The organism is Amycolatopsis sp. NPDC051372 (assembly GCF_040682095.1).
Classification (GTDB): Bacteria; Actinomycetota; Actinomycetes; order Mycobacteriales; family Pseudonocardiaceae; genus Amycolatopsis.
Genome location: NZ_JBFBAF010000102.1, coordinates 1 through 1,432, shown reverse-complemented (window position 1 = coordinate 1,432; position 1,432 = coordinate 1). Strand labels below are relative to the sequence as shown.

At 50.2% G+C, this 1,432-nt stretch carries 1 protein-coding gene and 1 pseudogene; one reads left to right on the top strand and one right to left on the bottom strand.

Going from position 1 to position 1,432, the window contains the following annotated elements; translation table 11 throughout:
• Positions 1 to 445: 445 nt before the first annotated feature.
• Positions 446 to 739, top strand: a pseudogene (locus AB0M56_RS50555) (MFS transporter); the annotation flags it as partial.
• 138 nt (positions 740 to 877) lie between these two features.
• Here AB0M56_RS50555 and AB0M56_RS50550 read toward each other — a convergent pair.
• The gene (locus AB0M56_RS50550) at positions 878 to 1,333 is read right to left on the bottom strand and encodes an N-acetylmuramoyl-L-alanine amidase (protein ID WP_015979355.1); all 456 of its coding nucleotides are present in this window, start codon (positions 1,331 to 1,333) and stop codon (positions 878 to 880) included.
• Positions 1,334 to 1,432 lie beyond the last annotated feature (99 nt).

Genomic DNA, 1,432 nt, shown 5'->3' with positions numbered 1-1,432 from the left:
GTCTTGAGTCCAACCCGGAAAGACATGCAAAAGCACCACTGGCAGCAGCCACTGGTAATTGATTTAGAGGAGTTAGTCTTGAAGTCATGCGCCGGTTAAGGCTAAACTGAAAGGACAAGTTTTGGTGACTGCGCTCCTCCAAGCCAGTTACCTCGGTTCAAAGAGTTGGTAGCTCAGAGAACCTTCGAAAAACCGCCCTGCAAGGCGGTTTTTTCGTTTTCAGAGCAAGAGATTACGCGCAGACCAAAACGATCTCAAGAAGATCATCTTATTAATCAGATAAAATATTTCTAGATTTCAGTGCAATTTATCTCTTCAAATGTAGCACCTGAAGTCAGCCCCATACGATATAAGTTGTAATTCTCATGTTTGACAGCTTATCATCGATAAGCTTTAATGCGGTAGTTTATCACAGTTAAATTGCTAACGCAGTCAGGCACCGTGTATGAAATCTAACAATGCGCTCATCGTCATCCTCGGCACCGTCACCCTGGATGCTGTAGGCATAGGCTTGGTTATGCCGGTACTGCCGGGCCTCTTGCGGGATATCGTCCATTCCGACAGCATCGCCAGTCACTATGGCGTGCTGCTAGCGCTATATGCGTTGATGCAATTTCTATGCGCACCCGTTCTCGGAGCACTGTCCGACCGCTTTGGCCGCCGCCCAGTCCTGCTCGCTTCGCTACTTGGAGCCACTATCGACTACGCGATCATGGCGACCACACCCGTCCTGTGGATCCGGCCCATTGGCTGCCTCCCACACTTGGATATGCCTCCTCGGAGCCTTATAGAATTGTTTATAAGACTTGCGCATTATTTGACCTCCAATGCGAACAAAGGGAAACCGCTGTGGTCTCCCTTTAGTGAGTTCAATTAATTATCCACGGTCAGAAGTGACCAGTTCGTTCTTCTCCCACCAACGCTTAAGGTCGAACGAAGGGCAAGCCTTCGGCGCCACCTCATGATGGGCGCGAAGCACAGCGCCTTCGTACTTAGCCAGCAGTGTGACAAGCAGTGAGCGAAGGGATTGCATTTGGGCTGGCGTAAAGTTAGCGTCGAACTTACCTTTATCGTCGATACCACCAACAAGGCAGACGCCGATAGAGTTGTGGTTGTAACCCTTAGCGTGAGAGCCTACAGCCATCTCATCTCGTCCTGCCTCCACAGTACCGTCTCGCTTGATGATAAAGTGGTATCCCACATCGAGCCAACCCTGCTCTTTGTGCCACTGGCGAATCTCACGGACACCAACATTCTGACTTGGCTTGGTAGCCGAGCAGTGAACAAAGATTGCGTCAGTAGATTCACGTTGTTTAAACTGTACACGAGCCATTATTTCTTTCCTCCTTTCCTTTTTAATCTATCAAAGGGGACCCGGATCCTCTACGCCGGACGCATCGTGGCCGGCATCACCGGCGCCACAGGTGCGGTT